We start from the raw sequence: 14809 nt of genomic DNA on the forward strand, positions 1-14809 counted from the left end.
ATTATGGGAATTATAACGATTTTATGGGAAAAATGGGTAGAATTCCGCAGAGATTTCTACAAGATCACCCTGGCAGCCATGATCGCGCCTCTGATGTATCTTGTCGTATTTGGAATGGGGATCCAGACAACGTCCCACGGACAGCCTTATCTGAATTTCCTGATCCCCGGTGTCGTATCTCTGACGACCATGAACGGAAGTTTCAATGCGATCGCCCAGAACCTGAACGTACAGAGACTGTACGAAAAAGCATTCGACCAGGTCATGATCTCACCGACGCCTCTGTGGCAGTTTATTGCCGGTCAGATCATCGGAGGAAGTCTCCGTGGATTTTATGCCGGAGGTGTGATCCTGATCCTGACTCTGCCGATCGACACAGGACTGATCTTCAATGGATGGTCCTTCCTGGTGATGTTCTTAAACGGAGCAGTGTTTTCTGCGATCGGAGTGGTTGTTTCTTTCCTTGCAAAAAACCACGCCGATGTACCGCGTTTTTCCAACTACATCATCATGCCGATGGCTTATCTTTGCAACACCTTCTTTTCCACTGAGAAGCTTCCTGGCTTTATCGGAAAGTTCGTAGCCGCGCTTCCGCTTTCCCAGACAAGCCACATGATCCGAAGCATTTCTGCTGGTGAAGGCTTTGCATTTTCGGGAATTGTGATCCTGCTTGTTTACCTTCTGGTATTTACAGGGATCGCCTCCTGGTTTATCTATAAGAAAAAGAATCTGTAACTGTTCAGTACCCTTACAGTTACGAGTCAAAATGCATTCCAGATCACCTTCGGTGATAGCATTTTGCCTTGTATGTCTCGGGATTTTGGCAAAAAACATGCCAAAACACCTCGCGGGATACTACCTACTAAATAGTTACAAGAATCTTTAAATAAAAAATCCCCGCCGGATCGATCGACTGCGACCACCGGCGGGTATTTTTCTGTTATTTTACATCTGCAAGCTCATAGAGATAAGTTTCGAAACAGATTCCTTCATTTCGATCTGTTCCTTCTTCTACAGCATCATGGATTCCTTTTGCAAGGAAATTCACCGCTTTCTGTACGGAAGCAGCGGTATCAGTCCCCTTGACCATCCCTGCACTTAAGATAGAAGCAAACAGATCTCCCGTACCAGAATAGCTGCCGCCCTCTTTCTTCGTTGTCACCCAGGTCTGCGCTGCTTTTTTGCAGATAAGGTTGCTGATGTACTTCGCACCATCTTCTTCATGGCTGATGCCCGTGATCACGGCTTCCACATCAAATTTCTCTGTAAGCAGGCTGCCGATCGTCTGGACATATTTCAGAAGTTCCTCTCCGGAGAAACCGGAAATCTTCTGCCATTCTGTGTGCATTTTTTCTCTTCCATAGAGAAGAAGCAACGCTTCCGTGATGTTCGGAGTGATCACTGCTGCCTCTCTGACAAGCATTCTCATCTTTTCGCACAGTTCTTCTGTATAGATCGGGTATTCCTCCCCATCATCACCCATGACCGGGTCAACGAGGACTTTTGTTTCTTTTTTCTTAAATCTCTGTATAAAATCCACCGCCTTGTCTGCCTGTGCAGCATCAGCCAGGAATCCTGTATAAATGCCATCCGGGTGAAAATCCATCTTCTGCCATTCGTCCATCAGGATATCCATACGGTCTGTATAATCATCACAATAATAAGACGGAAAACCGGTCTGTGCACTCAAAATAGCAGTAGGAAGCGGACATGCCTGCACCCCCATCACCGAGATCACCGGTATCGCTGCTGTCAGGGAGCATTTTCCCATCCCGGACAGGTCATTGAGAACTGCAATTTTCTTCAAAGTATTGTCTCCTTGTCTTGCTTTTTGTCATATTCTGATTTAGAATAGCACCTAAGTGTATTTATAAAAATAACCACTTTTATTCATTTTTGAGGGGACAGTTTATGAGTCTAGCATTCCATTCCACCAAAGAAAGCCTGTATCTCCAGGTATACGACCATTACAAAAATCTGATCATGGAGCATCGCATTCCTGCCGGAAGCCGTATGCCTTCCCTGCGTAAATGCGCCACAGAACTGAAACTCAGCCGCACCACGATCGAGAATGCCTACCTTCAGCTTGCCGCAGACGGCTACATCGTCGCCCGTGCCCAGAGCGGTTACTACGTAACCAGTATCGCCGACCAGAAACCAGTGTCCACCGCTTCCTGGCATGCAGATCTTCCGCCGGTGCAGTATGATTTTGCCTCCAACGGTGTCGACCGGGAAAGCTTTCGCTTCGATCTGTGGCAGCGTTATATCAAGAGTGCGCTGCGCCAGAGTGACCGTCTTCTCTCTTACGGCGAACCGCAGGGTGAGGCGGATCTCCGTCAGGTGCTCGCTGACTATATCCGACAGCGGAGGAATGTCAACTGCTCTGCCGATGATATCGTGATCGGAGCCGGTGTGCAGAGTCTTCTGAACCTTCTCTGTCCTCTGATCCGGGACAGAAAGTCCGTTTCTTTCCCGAATGCTTCTTTTGTACAGGGAAGTACGATCTTTGCAGGCTATGGTTTTGAAGTGCAGTACCGCAACAAGGACTGTGATGTCATCTACGTTTCTCCTGCCCATATGACCAAATGGGGCGAGATCATGCCGGTCAGCCGCCGTATGGAACTGGTACATTACGCGGCTCAGAAGGGCAGTCTGATCATCGAGGATGACTTTGAGAATGAATTCGTCAATTTTCAGCGGCCGACCCCGTCCCTTTTTAACCTTGCCGGTGGACATGGAGTTGTTTATATCGGGTCATTTTCCCGTCTGCTGCTTCCGTCGATCCGCTTAAGTTTCATGGTCCTGCCACCGAATCTTTCCAGGAAATACGCTGCTGTCGCAGACCGCTACAGCCAGACTGCCTCCAAGGCCGAACAGATCGCACTCTGCCAGTTTATCCGCGACGGTCACCTGACTTCACAGACCAAAAAGCTCAAGAAACTCTACGCGCAGAAACTCAAAAAACTGAAAAACGAAGTGCGGAACACCTTTGGCAGTGACTGTACGATCCAGACAGGTGCCGCCGGAACAAGCCTCGCATTGACTGTTCCCTACGCCCGGACCGGCCTGGAACTAAAAAAAGAAACCCGCATGAAGGGCTTCGATCTGCTGATTCTCGAGGAAGGCGCAGACACGATCACGCTCCTGCTTTCCTGTTCCTCGATCCCCGCAGACGATTTTGCCCCGGCATGCCGGCTCCTGAAAGAACTTCTTAATAAATAATGATCACCTGACACCTGTCCCTCCTTTTCTCTGGAACAGGTGTTTTTCTTTAATCCCTTCGATTGTCGATCATGTACAAAAGTGCATTGCAGATGCAGGCTGCGATATTGCTGCCGCCCTTGCGTCCTCTTGCAACGATATACGGTGCTCCGGACTGCATAATCAGTTCCTTGGACTGCACCACATTGACAAATCCTACCGGAACACCGATGATCAGTTCCGGATCCAGTTTGCCATCCTCGATCAGTTCATAGAGACGCACCAGTGCCGTCGGCGCATTTCCGATCGCGAAGATCAGCTTTTTATCGAGAGTAGCTGCTTTGTCCATGCTTGCAGTCGCTCTCGTGGTTCCGTTTTCTTTTGCGGTCTTTGCCACATCTTCATCGGACATGAAGCAGTAAACCTCACCGCCATAACGGGCAAGGGCGCGTTTGTTAATGCCGGATTTAGCCATCTGTGTGTCTGTGACGATGCAGGCTCCGTTTTTGATCGCATTCATTGCCTTCTCGATAACATCCGGGGAAAAACAAAGATTTCTGGCATAGTCAAAATCTGCACTTGTATGGATGCAGCGTTTCACCACCAGTTCTGTTCCCGGGAGCAGCGGGGTATCCCCGAGTTCTTCCGTGATGATCTCAAAGCTTCTCTTCTCGATGTCCATCGGTTTTACATTTTCAAGTTCTACTTTCATCAGGCTTTCTCCTCCTCGATTCCCTCGTCCAGTATCTCATAGATTTTTTTCATGTCCAGATGTTTCCGCAGTTCTGCTGCCAGGATATCATACTGTGTCTCCTTAAATGCCGCAAAATCCACGCCCTCCATCTCGGATACATCGATTCCCTTTTTGTCGCCCACCGCTTTTACGAGACCGAGTGCAACTTCTTCCTTGTCGAAGATTCCATGCACATAAGTACCGCAGATATTGTGGTAGAACGTACCTTCTCTCTTCTCGTTTCCTGTCACGGTATCCTTCGTAAAGGTGCTGGCAGAGGCGCCCTCTTTCCAGGTGCTCTCGCCCATATGGATCTCATATCCTGTAAATTCGACATCTTTAAGCGGTGCATAATCGCCTTCCAGGGAAAGGAAACGTCCGGTAACCTGTGTCCTTGTCTTTTTCTCCGCAAATACGGTATCCATCGGCAGAAGTCCCATTCCACGCATGGAACCTCCCGCTTCCACACCATGCGGATCACTTAAAGTCTCGCCCAGCATCTGATAGCCGCCGCAGACACCAAAGATCAGGGTACCGGAAGCTGCTGCCTTGAGGATCAGAGCCTCCATCCCGCTCTCACGGAGCCACTTAAGGTCATCCATCGTATTCTTTGTTCCCGGAAGGAAGATCACATCCGGATTCTTAAGGTCGGACGGATGCTGTACATAGCGAAGAGAAACTCCCGGTATGCTCTCCAGTGGGTTAAAATCTGTGAAATTGGAGATCCTCGGCACACGGATGACTGCCATATCGATCATCCCAACTTCCTGCGGACGGTCAAAACGCTCTGTCAGGCTGTCCTCGTCCTCCACCTGGATGTTAAGATACGGTGCGACACCGACAACCGGGATCCTGCATTTGCTCTCCAGCATCTCCACGCCCGGATCAAGGATCGTCTTGTCACCGCGGAATTTGTTGATGATCAGACCCTTTATCATCTTTCGCTCGTCTTCCTCCAGAAGCTCCACGGTTCCGTAAAGTTGTGCAAACACACCGCCGCGGTCGATATCTCCGACCAGAAGGACCGGTGCTTTTGCCATCTTCGCCATTCCCATGTTTACGATATCCTCTTTTTTGAGGTTGATCTCTGCCGGGCTTCCTGCACCTTCGATCACGATGATATCATTCTCTGCTGCAAGTGCATCAAATGCTTTCATGATGTCCGGGACAAGTTTTTTCTTGTAAGCAAAATAATCCCTTGCGCTCATTGTGCCAAGGACTTCTCCGTTTACAATGACCTGAGAACCCACATCGTTGGTCGGTTTCAGAAGGATCGGGTTCATAAGGACGGACGGTTCGATCCCGGCAGCCTCTGCCTGCATGACCTGCGCTCTTCCCATCTCCAGTCCTTCCTTTGTGATAAAGGAATTCAATGCCATATTCTGTGACTTAAAGGGAGCCACACGGTATCCATCCTGTTTAAAGATACGGCAGAGTCCCGCTGCCAGAAGGCTCTTGCCCGCATTTGACATCGTTCCCTGCACCATGATCGCTTTTGCCATTTTACTCCTCCCCCTCTTCTTCCTGTGTTTTCTTTCTTGCTTCCATGAGACCGTCATGGATTGCCTGGATCAAACGCTCATTTTCCTCATGGGTGCGTACTGCCACTCTGTAAAATCCCTTACCAAGTCCCGGATAGTTACTGCAGTCGCGGATCAGAACATTCTGTCCCACGCAGATCTCAAAAAGATCGTCCGGTCCCTTGAAAAACAGATAATTTGCCTGAGAAGGAAAAACGGTCATCCCAAGCTTATATAATTCTTCACTTAAATATTCAGATTCCGCAAAGATCAGTTTTCTCGCTCTTTCGACATATTCGACTTCACCAAGTGCCGCAATTCCTGCCGCCTGTGCAGGAATCGAAATATTCCATGGCTGTGTAGCCTGTGTCATCTTTTCAAGAAGTTCCTCATTTTCTGTAATTCCATATCCAAGACGCACACCCGCCATCGCATAACGCTTTGTAAATGCTTTGAGAAGAAACAGATTGTGATACCTCGGAAGCTGTGCCTTGAGGCTGTACTGTCCCGGTTCGCGGATAAAATCCTGAAAACATTCATCCACCACCAGAAAGATTCCCATTTCCCGACAGACACGGAGCAGTCTGAACAGAAATTCTCTGTCCGTCAGTATCCCCGTCGGATTGTTGGGATTACAAAGAAATACCATATCCAGATCTTTGTGCAGCCAGTCAATAAAACTGTCCTGAACACGGAATTCATCTTCTTCCTTGAGAAGCACATGCTCCACCTCTGCCCCGACACTTTCCAGTGCCTGCTCATATTCTGCAAATGTAGGAACCGGAATCAGTGCTTTCTTCGGTTTGAGTGCATGGCACAGTGAAAAGACCAGCTCCGCCGCACCGTTTCCACAGATGATATTCTCCGGTTTGACATCCTCATAGGCAGCGATTGCTTCTTTCAGCGGCGCGTATCCCACCTGCGGATAGTCTTTAAGATGGTCCAGACTGTCCCGGACTGCCTGCTTGACACTCTCCGGTGTTCCAAGGGGATTACAGTTTGCAGAAAAATCAAGACAGTTTTTGTAAGTATAGATATTTCCCCCATGTACGTGTTTCATTTCATTTCTCCTTTGCTGCCTGTTGTGGTATTACAGGATCCAGAACCCGACGGCGATGCGGATGATAAGGCAGATCAGAATGCCAAGAAAAGCAGTTCCGTACATCAGACGGTTGGAGCGTCTGATATCCTCCGGTTCCACAGCGCGAATCGGGTCTCCGATCGTCGGTTTTTCGTATAATTTGCCAAAATAGCAGGCATTGCCGGCAAGCTGTACGTCAAGCGCTCCTGCCATTGCTGCCTCTGTCTGTGCAGAGTTCGGGCTTGCATGGTTTCTTCTGTCTCTCCGGTAGATCTTTGCTGCGTTTTTGCCATCCATTCCACAGACAAAAGCTGCCGCAACCATCAGCCAGCCAGAGATCCTTGCCGGAAAAAAGTTTGCCACATCATCAAGCTTGGCACTGCATCTTCCAAAGTACAGATACTTGTCATTTTTGTAGCCGAGCATGGAATCCATGGTATTGATCCCTTTATAAAGAAACATCAGCGGTGCGCCGCCGATCGCCATATAGATCATCGGAGCGATCACACCGTCAGAACAGTTCTCTGCCACAGTCTCCACGGCTGCCTTTGTGACACCTGTATCGGTGAGTTCCTGGGTATCACGTCCTACGATCATGGACACTGCATAACGCGCCTCCTCGATCGTACCGTTTACCAGCCGGTCATAGACCTTCATGCTCTCATCCTTTAACGATCTGGTAGCAAGGAGCTGGTAGCACCAGAATGTCTCCAGGATCACACCCGCCACCGGGAAATGTCCGTACAGAAGAGACAGGAGCACAGCCGGCACGCCAAAGGAAAACAGACAGACGAGAATCGTTTCCACAACTCCGCCAGCCAGTTCTCCTGCATTTGTCTTCGGAAAGATCCTGCGGATTCCCTTTTCAAGAACGGAGATCAGATTTCCGATCAGGCAGACCGGATGATACAACCACCTGGGATCTCCAAATATCAGATCAAGTAAAAACCCTGCTGCCAGGGCTATCGTATGATAGATCACATTTGTCACTCTTCCTGACCTTCCTGCTTGCAGGAACATCGTTGTTTTTTGTATGCGAGGCATTTTTTAAGAAATGCCTTCGGTACTTCGGGATTTCCATAATAATAAAGATGTGGAAAACCAGCCAGCATCGTGTCCGTTCCATGGATACAGTCCCATCCACGCTTACTCTCCGGCTTCGCCGCATGAAAATCCCCGCCGCAGTTTTCGGAATCAAAATAGTGGAACTCATGTGCCGGGATCTCTCCGAAATCTTCCATTCCAAGAGCCGGCTTTTTCTGTGTCAGTGTCACATAGCCAAATCTGGAAAGTTTCGGTGTGCGGTATGCTTTTCCCGGGATCACCCCTGCCATCTGGTAGAAGTTCCCATCCATGCCCTCCATTTCCTCGTGGAGATACATAAAGCCTCCGCATTCTGCCATACATGGCATCCCTGCTTTCAGTTTTTCCCGTATCATGTCTTTCATTGTGGTATTTTGTTCCAGTTTTTTTCCGTTTAATTCCGGATAGCCGCCGTATAACAAAAGCCCGTCCAGATCATCCGGAAGCTGCTTATCTTCCATCGGTGAAAATGGAACAATCTCTGCCCCCATCTCGCCCAGAAGACGGAAATTGTCTGCATAGAAAAAGCAGAACGCCTCATCCTCCGCAACGCCGATACGCACCGGCTCGGAGAGTCTGAAATCGGTCACTGACTCCGGCTTCGCATCCAGAAGATCCGGTGCCTCGCCCGCCAGTTCCAGGATCCGGTCGATGTCAAGTGTCTCTTCCAGAACGCCTGCAAGCTTATGAAGCCTGTCTTTCAGTTCCGGGATCTCATCCGGAAGGACCAGACCAAGATGTCTGCTTTCGATCACACAGTCCTCAACCTTCGGTACATAACCAAGAACCGCAACACCCAGTTCTTCTTCCAGAAGTTTCTTCATTCTCGGATAGAGCATGGGAGACATCTGGTTAAAGATCACACCTTTGATGTGGCTGTCCTTCTTATATTCCAGGAAACCTTTGACATAGGCAGCCAGGGACACACTCATCCCACGGCTGTTTACGATCAGGATGACTGGTGTATCGGTCACTTTGGCAAGGTCATAGGCACTGGCTGTGGTCGTAGTTCCCGCAACGCCGTCATAAAAGCCCATGACACCTTCCATGACTGCGATCTCACAGTCTCTGGCATTTCGGGTCAGAAGATATTTCGTTACCTCTGATCCTGTAAAAAAGGTGTCCAGATTCCGGGACTTTGTCCCGATCACCCGGCTGTGGAACATCGGATCGATGTAATCCGGCCCGCATTTAAAGGACGCCGTCTTAAGACCGCGCTCCACCAGTGCTTCAAGAAGCCCGCAGGTGATCAGGGTCTTGCCGCTTCCGCTGGAGCCTGCTGCCAGAAGGATTCTCGGGATCTTCATACCTGTTCCTCCTGTGTTTCGGATTTCTCGTGTGCCTGTACCGTGATGATATAGATTGGATTTTCGCCCATCATCATATGGTAACGTCCGATATTTTTGGATCTGGAAGCGCAGAGCTGTACGACTTCGCTCTCGCACTGATAAGTTTCCTGCTTCTCAAGTTCACGGATGCAGTCAAGTGCCTCGCCCACGGTTTCCAGAGTAATGCAGTTGATCACAATACGCACCTGTGGGTTCTTATTCAGCAGAAGCTCCACGATCTCCTTCATATTTCCGGAAGATCCGCCAATAAAAGCGTGTGTCGGCACAGGAAGTTCCTCAAGTGCCTCCGGTGCGGTTCCCGGAACGATGTACATATGGTCCAGTGCAAATTTCTTCTTATTCTCCTGAAGGAGTGCCAGGGCATCCTCCTTTTTCTCGATCGCATAGACCCCGCCTTCAGATGCGCGAAGTGCCATTTCGACAGAAACAGAACCTGTTCCTGCACCAATGTCGTAGCAGATGGCATCTTTTGGAAGTCTCAGTTTGGAGAGAGAAACGGTACGCACTTCTGTCTTGGTCATCGGTGCCTTGCCGCGGATAAATTCTTCGTCTGGAATTCCATGAGTTGCCAGTTCCAGTTCTGCCTGTGGATTATATGCACAGACTACGCTCAAAGGATCTCCCTCATAGGAAACAAGTCCTCTGGCTGGTTTCGCCAGGATCTTCTCGTTATCATAGGAAAGATTTTCTCCGACATGAAGAATAACGTCGCCCATTCCGTAAAATATAAGCTTCTCTGCCAGTTTACGCACTCCGTCACCCGTTCCGAGGATTGCAAAAACCTTGCGGTTCGTGCGGATCAGGGAAATGAGATTGCAGGTTTTTCCATGCGCGCTGACGATCTTTGCGTCGTCCCAGGACAGGCCGATCTTTGACATAAAATAAACCACAGATGAGATCCCACAGATCATTTCCGTATCCGGTCCGAGAAGTTCTGCAAGTTTCTTCGCCCCGCTGTAAAATCCAACATCACCGGAAAGTGCAACTACAACTTTGGTGTACTCCGGATGTGCGATCAGATACTCTGCGATCTCTTTGCTCCGATATTCATAAAAAACATCCTGTCCAGAAAGCCGGACAGCATCGACCATTCGCTTTGCGCCTACGATAAGATCCGCGTTTCGGACAGCTTCCTGACCCTCCTGCGTCAGAGTCTTCGGGCTTCCCATGCCGATTCCGAGAAGTGTGACCTTCTGTTTTCTGGTAAGTCCGTAGCGTTCGATCAGCATATGCCTGCATTCCCGCAGAGACAGACCCTCTTCTGCGAGAGGTCTTCCGATGATCACAACAGTTGCACCACAGGCTTCGGCCGCCTGGATCTTCTCAAGAAAGCCGCCGGCTTTGCCGGAATCCTTGGTAACCAGATATCTGCACTCATACTGCGTAAGCATCGCCCGATTCATTTCCATGGAAAAAGGTCCCTGCATCGCAATCAGGTTCCGGCCTTCAAAACCAAGTGCCTGACAGGATTCGATCACGGACGGAAGGGACAGCACTCTTGCAAACAAGCGCTCCTTATAATCCGGAACGGAGGTAAATGCCGCCAGTTCCTTGCTTCCTGTGGTCAGGAGAACATTCCCTGTAGTTCCTTTCAGGTACTCTGCCGCTGCCTGTGTATCCTTAACATAGACAGCGTTCTGCTGTCCGCTGCCTGTACGGAGGATCCTCGTATAAGAGACTTCGGCTTCCTCGCAGGCTTTTCGGATATTTCTTGTCACTTCTGCTGCGTAAGGATGTGTCGCATCCAGAACAAGTTCCGGTTTTTCTCTGGAAAAAAGCTCTTTCATCTCATTCTCGTCGAGACGTCCCGCCTGTACATGCAGACTGGAACTCTCTTTGAGGGATCTGGAACCATATTCTGTCGCCACGCATGCCAGCACCGGGATCTGGTTTTCACCGAGGAAACGACTGATCTCGTATCCTTCGGTCGTCCCGGCAAATACAATGACTTTATACATTCCTGTATCCTCGTGGTGTTACCATCTTGCCGTTGATTTCTTTTGTCTGAGAATTTCCGATAAATACGGTTGTAAACATATCCACCTGTGTGTCACGAAGTTCTTTCAGAGTCATCAGATGATATTCTTCTCCTTCACGTCCGATATTGCAGACAGTTCCGCAGACAGTGTCCGGGGATTTGTACTGCATCATCAGGTCACAAGCTTTCTGAAGATAATCATGACGTTTTTTGCTGGATGGGTTATAGAGACAGATCACGAAATCTGCCTGAGATGCGCCGAGAAGTCTTGCCTCGATCTTTTCCCACGGAGTGAGAAGGTCACTTAAACTGATGAGACAGAAATCATGGATCAGTGGTGCACCAAGGACTGCTGCCCCGCCAAGTGCTGCTGTGACACCAGGGACGATCTCAAGTTCTACTTCCGGATAATTTACGCCAACTTCATACATAAGGCCTGCCATACCGTAAACACCGGCATCTCCACTGCAGATCATGGAAACAACTTTGCCTTTCATTGCTTCCTCAAATGCCAGAACGCAGCGGTCAACTTCTTTTTTCATTGGTGTGGTCAGGAATTCTTTGTCCGGAAATGTGTCTTTGACAAGATCTACATAGACGGTATATCCGATGATCGCATCACTTTTTTTCAGAGCTTCCATTGCTATACCGGTCATCTGGTCACAGCCTCCCGGTCCGATTCCTACAACATATATTTTATTCAAAATGTACCTCCCATTTCCGGAGTCCCAGAGCTGTCGTCACGCCCTCTCTCCCGGTCTTTTTTCTGATAAGGCTGCCATTGCCGGATGCAAGTACTGCGCTTCTCTCACAGACATTCTCTACGCCTGTGATGGTCCGGACAAAAGCAGATGGAGTAAATTCTCCTTCGACTTCTTTTAGTTCTTCTTCTGTATAGGTAATAAAAGGAATCTTCCATTCCTCTGCCAAGGCATTCAGCCCCGGCTCGTCTTTCTTAAGGGAAATGCTTGCGAGATTTCCAACTGCCTGACGATAGATGTCCGCTTCCCTGAGGCAGTTCTCTGCTTCTCTCAGGATGACTTCTGTTTCTTTGTTCTTACGGCATCCCATTCCGAGTGTGACTGCCGGCGGAACTACCTGCGTGGTAGAGGCAAACGGCAGACAGGACGGGTGGATCGTAACCGCAACACCGATCTCCGGGGCAGTTCCTCCATCGAACGGGGTTCCATCCGCGCTGCACGCTGTCAGTCCTTCCGGAAGAGATCCTTCAAATGGAAATTCACTATAAAATCCCACGGACTCACCCGCAAGCAGTGCCGCTGAGACTTCCTTCGCTGCTTTCATGAAGAAGATCTCACAGCCGTTTTTTTTGGCAAAAACATCAACTGCGAATCGCTTATGAAGGTCAGTCGCTGTCGTCACGATCGGCTGTGCCTCCAGAATCTCTGCCGTTTCAAGAGTCAGTGCATTCGCCCCGCCCAGGTGTCCGGACAAAAGTGAGATCACAAACTGTCCGCACTCATCCACGACAAGAACTGCCGGATCTGATTTCTTACTGGCAACCTGTGGTGCGATGCTGCGTACGGCGATCCCGCAGGCTCCGACAAAGATCATCCCGTCATCCTTCTGGAAATGCTCTGCTGTCCAGTTTCCTGTACTTTCCGTAACAGAATCTTCCAGATATTTACTCTTTTTGTAAAGTTCGGTGTGATACCCTTGTGCGTTCAGTCCTTCCTGGAGTTTCAGAGCTGTCTGAAATCCGGTAAGGCTGAAGCATATGATAGAAATATCCATATTACTCTTATTTGGTCGCTTCACGGAATTCTGTAGTAAATCCTGGATCATAAAGCTTGGAACGGTCATACTGGGCTGCCTTGACAGAATCTCCGATGATCATAAGTGCAGTCTTGGTAATGTTGTTCTCTGCTGCTGTCTGCGCAAGTGTTCCGACTGTGCAGACAAATTTCTTCTCATCCGGCCAGGTTGCCTTGTAAACGATCGCTGCCGGTGTATCTGCTGTGTAGCCGCCCTCGATCAGTCGTCTGCTCAGTTCTTCGAGCATTCCGGTACTCAAGAATACGACCATGGTTGCCTGATGTGCCGCAAAAGACTGGATGCTCTCTTTGCTCGGAACCGGTGTACGTCCTTCCATTCTGGTGATGATCACGCTCTGTGAGATCTCCGGAAGTGTGTACTCCAGATTCAGTGCACTTGCTGCACCGCAGAATGCGCTGACTCCTGGACAGTAATCGTAGGAAATCCCCTTCTCATCGAGAATGTCCATCTGCTCACGGATCGCACCGTAGATACACGGATCGCCGGTGTGAAGACGTACGGTCATCTTACCCTCTGCCTCTGCGTTTTCGATGACAGAAATTACTTCTTCCAGTGTCATCTTGGCACTGTTGTGGATCGTACATACGTCCTTGCTGTATTCAAGAAGCTGCGGATTTACAAGAGATCCTGCATAAATGATCACGTCCGCCTCCTCAAGATACTGTTTTCCTCTGACTGTGATAAGATCCGGTGCTCCCGGTCCTGCTCCTACAAAATGAACCATTATTCCTTTTCTCCTTTGCTAATTTTATCGATCAATTCCGCTGCATTTGCTGTCTGTCCGAGGTATCCATATTCATTGGAAAAGATCACTGCTCCGAGCAGGATCTGCTGGTAGGAGCGATGGTCCAGATAGAATTGAATCCTGTCTGTGATCTCCTTCATCGTTTCCTTAAGAATGTGGTTCTCGTCGAGGACTCGCAATGCTTCGTCTGTGGTATTACACTGCAGAATGGATCTGGCACATGCAAGATCCCCGCCTGCACGGATGGCATTGGAACAAAGTACCTCCATACGTGCATCTGCACTGTGTGAATGGGTGTTCATGATCCCTGCCGCAACCTTGACAAATTTGCCGATATGAGAGATAAAAAGAATCCCTTTCACGCCCATATCTACTGCCATGTCGATCGTCTCACCTACATAGTTGCTGCATTTGATGTTTTTTTCGAAAGGAAGCTCCATGTGCTCCCTCAGATAATCGGCTCCGTAGTTTCCAGGTGTCACAAGCATGTACTGCTCACCCATTGCTGCATGCTGTGTCATTTCCACCCGGATACTGTCGATCAGAGCTTTCTCACTCATAGGCTCTACGATACCGGATGTTCCAAGAATCGATATTCCGCCCACGATTCCCAGACGGGGATTGAAGGTCTTTCTGGCTATCTTCTCCCCTTCCGGCACAGAGATCGTCACTTTGAGTCCGCCCTCATAGTGATACTGATCTGCAATTTCTTCGACTGCCTGTAAGATCATAGCTCTCGGCACCGGATTGATCGCAGCCTCCCCGACCTTCTGGGAAAGCCCGGGCTTCGTCACCCGTCCTACTCCGATACCTCCATCTATCACGATGCGGTCTTCCATATCTGACCGTATCAAAAATTTCTCAACTTTCGCATAAACCAGGATTCCATTTGTGGTATCCGGATCGTCTCCTGCATCCTTACGGACCGCGCAGCTTGCCGCGTTCTCACTTCGTTTCCTGTCCAGGATCTCCAGATGAAGAAGGATTCCCTTCGGAGTCATCAGCTCCACTTCACTGATCTCATCCTCTCCAAACAGAAGCCGTGCTGCTCCCCTGGCAGCCCCAGCCGCACAGGAACCAGTCGTATAACCAAAGCGTAATTTCTTCTGGTTTCTGATTACATAATAATCTTCCAGTCCGTTTTTCTGTACCATAAATCTCCTCCTTGTATCCGCTCACTAATTATATTATTTTGTATAAAAAAAGTCAACGAAATGCACCTGTTTTCGGGCAATGCCTATAAAAATTAAAACACCGAGAGTTTCCCGTTTCTCTCTGGAGAACATTTCCAATTTCTCCGGCCTAAGTGTCGAAGAAGTCTT

The 14809-nt window shown here is 49.2% G+C and carries 13 protein-coding genes; 2 read left to right on the forward strand and 11 right to left on the reverse strand.

All coding sequences use genetic code 11. From position 1 onward, the window contains the following. The first annotated feature begins 3 nt into the window (after positions 1 to 3). On the forward strand, positions 4 to 735 hold the full coding sequence (locus DXC01_RS03010; RefSeq protein ID WP_022215246.1) for an ABC transporter permease: 732 nt from the start codon (positions 4 to 6) through the stop codon (positions 733 to 735). A 205-nt stretch (positions 736 to 940) separates the two neighbouring features. Here the strand turns inward: DXC01_RS03010 and DXC01_RS03015 are convergent, their stop codons facing one another. After that, positions 941 to 1807 carry a pyridoxamine kinase gene (locus tag DXC01_RS03015; RefSeq protein ID WP_118698220.1) on the reverse strand — a complete coding sequence of 289 codons (867 nt, stop codon included), beginning with the start codon at positions 1805 to 1807 and terminating at the stop codon, positions 941 to 943. Positions 1808 to 1911: 104 nt separating this feature from the next. Between DXC01_RS03015 and pdxR the strand changes: the two genes are divergently transcribed. After that, entirely contained in the window at positions 1912 to 3222 is a 1311-nt protein-coding gene (pdxR, locus tag DXC01_RS03020; RefSeq protein ID WP_022215248.1) for a MocR-like pyridoxine biosynthesis transcription factor PdxR, read from the forward strand. A 49-nt stretch (positions 3223 to 3271) separates the two neighbouring features. Here the strand turns inward: pdxR and DXC01_RS03025 are convergent, their stop codons facing one another. Genes DXC01_RS03025 through cbiD form a run of 10 tightly spaced genes read right to left on the reverse strand, consistent with a single transcriptional unit; the run spans position 3272 to position 14641 of the window. Next, entirely contained in the window at positions 3272 to 3913 is a 642-nt protein-coding gene (locus DXC01_RS03025; RefSeq protein ID WP_118698221.1) for a precorrin-8X methylmutase, read from the reverse strand. Beyond that, positions 3913 to 5436, reverse strand: coding sequence for a cobyric acid synthase (locus DXC01_RS03030; RefSeq protein WP_118698222.1), 1524 nt, complete (start codon positions 5434 to 5436; stop codon positions 3913 to 3915). Before DXC01_RS03030 ends, DXC01_RS03025 begins: the two co-directional genes overlap by 1 nt. Position 5437: 1 nt before the next feature. After that, the gene (cobD, locus tag DXC01_RS03035) at positions 5438 to 6514 is read right to left on the reverse strand and encodes a threonine-phosphate decarboxylase CobD (RefSeq protein ID WP_118698223.1); all 1077 of its coding nucleotides are present in this window, start codon (positions 6512 to 6514) and stop codon (positions 5438 to 5440) included. A gap of 30 nt (positions 6515 to 6544) precedes the next feature. Next, the gene (gene cbiB / locus DXC01_RS03040; protein ID WP_022215252.1) at positions 6545 to 7525 is read right to left on the reverse strand and encodes an adenosylcobinamide-phosphate synthase CbiB; all 981 of its coding nucleotides are present in this window, start codon (positions 7523 to 7525) and stop codon (positions 6545 to 6547) included. Beyond that, the gene (locus DXC01_RS03045; protein ID WP_118698225.1) at positions 7522 to 8925 is read right to left on the reverse strand and encodes a cobyrinate a,c-diamide synthase; all 1404 of its coding nucleotides are present in this window, start codon (positions 8923 to 8925) and stop codon (positions 7522 to 7524) included. Before DXC01_RS03045 ends, cbiB begins: the two co-directional genes overlap by 4 nt. Next, a complete protein-coding gene (gene cobK, locus DXC01_RS03050; RefSeq protein ID WP_118698226.1) occupies positions 8922 to 10925 on the reverse strand; it encodes a precorrin-6A reductase in 2004 nt (667 codons plus the stop codon). The genes DXC01_RS03045 and cobK overlap by 4 nt, the downstream gene beginning before the upstream one ends. After that, positions 10918 to 11649, reverse strand: coding sequence for a precorrin-3B C(17)-methyltransferase (gene cobJ, locus DXC01_RS03055; RefSeq protein WP_022215255.1), 732 nt, complete (start codon positions 11647 to 11649; stop codon positions 10918 to 10920). Before cobJ ends, cobK begins: the two co-directional genes overlap by 8 nt. Then, positions 11642 to 12724 (reverse strand): cobalt-precorrin 5A hydrolase, encoded by a 1083-nt coding sequence (locus tag DXC01_RS03060; protein WP_330427625.1) that lies wholly within the window; start codon positions 12722 to 12724, stop codon positions 11642 to 11644. Before DXC01_RS03060 ends, cobJ begins: the two co-directional genes overlap by 8 nt. Next, positions 12708 to 13466, reverse strand: a complete 759-nt coding sequence (cobM, locus tag DXC01_RS03065; protein ID WP_118698228.1) for a precorrin-4 C(11)-methyltransferase — start codon at positions 13464 to 13466, stop codon at positions 12708 to 12710. Before cobM ends, DXC01_RS03060 begins: the two co-directional genes overlap by 17 nt. After that, entirely contained in the window at positions 13466 to 14641 is a 1176-nt protein-coding gene (cbiD, locus tag DXC01_RS03070; protein WP_118698229.1) for a cobalt-precorrin-5B (C(1))-methyltransferase CbiD, read from the reverse strand. Before cbiD ends, cobM begins: the two co-directional genes overlap by 1 nt. Positions 14642 to 14809: the final 168 nt, after the last annotated feature.

It is taken from the genome of Blautia sp. OM07-19, from assembly GCF_003481595.1.
Classification (GTDB): Bacteria; Bacillota; Clostridia; order Lachnospirales; family Lachnospiraceae; genus Blautia_A; species Blautia_A intestinihominis.

Coding starts and splice junctions, on each gene's coding strand:
- DXC01_RS03045 (WP_118698225.1), bottom strand. CDS start 8,925: ATGAAGATCCCGAGAATCCTTCTGGCAGCAGGCTCCAGCGGAAGCGGC.
- cobK (WP_118698226.1), bottom strand. CDS start 10,925: ATGTATAAAGTCATTGTATTTGCCGGGACGACCGAAGGATACGAGATC.
- cbiD (WP_118698229.1), bottom strand. CDS start 14,641: ATGGTACAGAAAAACGGACTGGAAGATTATTATGTAATCAGAAACCAG.
- DXC01_RS03010 (WP_022215246.1), top strand. CDS start 4: ATGGGAATTATAACGATTTTATGGGAAAAATGGGTAGAATTCCGCAGA.
- cobD (WP_118698223.1), bottom strand. CDS start 6,514: ATGAAACACGTACATGGGGGAAATATCTATACTTACAAAAACTGTCTT.
- cobM (WP_118698228.1), bottom strand. CDS start 13,466: ATGGTTCATTTTGTAGGAGCAGGACCGGGAGCACCGGATCTTATCACA.
- DXC01_RS03025 (WP_118698221.1), bottom strand. CDS start 3,913: ATGAAAGTAGAACTTGAAAATGTAAAACCGATGGACATCGAGAAGAGA.
- DXC01_RS03030 (WP_118698222.1), bottom strand. CDS start 5,436: ATGGCAAAAGCGATCATGGTGCAGGGAACGATGTCAAATGCGGGCAAG.
- pdxR (WP_022215248.1), top strand. CDS start 1,912: ATGAGTCTAGCATTCCATTCCACCAAAGAAAGCCTGTATCTCCAGGTA.